Annotated in this window: 3 protein-coding genes; 1 reads left to right on the forward strand and 2 read right to left on the reverse strand. The window is 73.2% G+C overall.

The genetic code is table 11. The features are described 5' to 3' along the window. Positions 1 to 274: 274 nt before the first annotated feature. Together ACWEN3_RS46230 and ACWEN3_RS46235 are read right to left on the reverse strand one after the other, a co-directional pair. A complete protein-coding gene (locus tag ACWEN3_RS46230; protein ID WP_452984407.1) occupies positions 275 to 889 on the reverse strand; it encodes a DUF4352 domain-containing protein in 615 nt (204 codons plus the stop codon). Between the two features lie 293 nt (positions 890 to 1182). Next, a complete protein-coding gene (locus tag ACWEN3_RS46235; protein ID WP_452984408.1) occupies positions 1183 to 1320 on the reverse strand; it encodes a hypothetical protein in 138 nt (45 codons plus the stop codon). A gap of 68 nt (positions 1321 to 1388) precedes the next feature. On the opposite strand from ACWEN3_RS46235, the gene ACWEN3_RS46240 reads away from it, so the two are divergent. Continuing rightward, positions 1389 to 1703, forward strand: a 315-nt coding sequence (locus tag ACWEN3_RS46240; RefSeq protein ID WP_452984410.1) for a hypothetical protein, incomplete at its 3' end; no start/stop codon positions are given.

Raw genomic sequence — 1703 nt, forward strand, 5'->3', positions numbered from 1 at the left:
CCGGCGTCGTCGGCCGCCGCGCGCGGGCGCGGCGGCCCGGGATGATGCGCCGAGGCCCGGCCCACCCGCACGGGGGCGGGCCGGGCCGGGCCGGCCGTGCGCTGTGGTGCGGGCCGTCACCGCGCCTGGCACGCCCTCCAGCGGCTCGCCCCGGTGGATACAGCCGGTGGATACGGCCGGTGGATGCGGGGCTGGTGGATGCGGGGCTGGTGGGTGTGGGCGGCGGTGCGCCGGGCGGGCAGGAGACCTCAGGCGGTCGGGAGGCGTCGGGCGGTCAGGAGACGTCGGCGCGGATCGGGTCGCCGAAGAGGTCCTCGGTGTAGGTGACGTACTTCGGGGTGAAGACGCCCTTGCCGGTGACGGTGCCGGAGATGTTCTCGCCCGGGGCCAGGTCGACGGTGTCGATCTGCTTGTCGTCGACGCCGAGTTCGGCGGTGTGCTTGGTGCCGTGGGAGTCGGTGATGGCGAAGTACAGCGGGTTGACGCTGAGCTTCTTGCCGCTGTGGTTGGTGACCGTGATCGTGACGCTGGTGTAGCTGCTGCTGTCGGCGAGGACGCTCTTGGAGAAGGCGGTCTTCTTGGCGGTGATCTGCACCGGCGCCGGCTTGGCGGCCGGCTGCTTGGAACCGGTGGAGGTGTCGTGCTTCTTCGCCGTGGCGCTCGGAGCGCCGCTCTTGGCGGAGCCGGCCTTGTCGTCGCTCTTGCCGCCACCGCCGCCGGCGAGCGCGCCGATGATGCCGATCACGACGAAGAGGGCCACGACACCGAGGCAGCCGAACCCGATGATCTTCCCGGCGGACTTCTTCGGCGGCTGGGGCGGCATGCCCATGCCTCCCTGCGGGCCGCCCCAGCCGGGCTGCTGGGGCTGCGGGTACTGCTGCTGGCTCATGGTCCCCCCACGGGATGAATGGTGTGTCTTGCGGGTGTGTGACAGGTGAAGGAGTCGTGTGGTTGCCTCGGGATACCGAATGTGACTTGTTTGTGATTGAACTTTCCTGTGGGGCAAAAACGTTGGGGGTGAAAGGAGGACAACAAGGGTTCTGCCGAGGCGGGTTCGTGCCGCGGGACCGGCCGGTCACGTCACTCGCCGCCTTCGCCTCCATCCCGGCGCAGACCCGGTGTGCTGCGCGGGGCTGATGCGAGGTGCGCAGCGCGGTACGGGCGGCCGTGGCGTGCGGGGGGCTACCAGATCAGGCACCAGTAGGCGCCGGCCTGCCCGATGCCCACCGATGTCAGGCCCTGGGGGAGCAGCGCCGGATCCGGCCGGTCCACGGCCGACAGCGAGCAGACGGGGTCTCCGACCGTTCTGGCGGCGGCCATCCGCTGGGCAGCGGCCGTCGCCGCCGGGCTGGTGTACCACCGCGTCGGCGCCGCCGGCGACGGCGGCAATGACGGCGACGGCGGTGGCGGTGCCGAGGGCCTGGGTGGCGCCGACGGTCTGGGCGGCGGTGGCGGCGCCGACGACCGCGACGGCGGCGGTGGCGCCGACGGCCTGGGCGGTGGCGGTGGCGGCGGTGCTGACGGCCGGGGCGGTGGTGGCGGCGGTGGTGGCGGCGGTGCTGACGGCCGTGACGGCGGTGGCGGTGGGGGTGACGGCCGTGACGGCGGTGGCGGTGGGGGTGACGGCCGTGACGGCGGTGGCGGTGGGGGTGACGGCCGTGACGGCGGTGGTGCCGGGGGGGCTGTGGGCTGTGGATGTGTGT

The sequence above is a fragment of the Streptomyces sp. NPDC004561 genome, assembly GCF_053602155.1.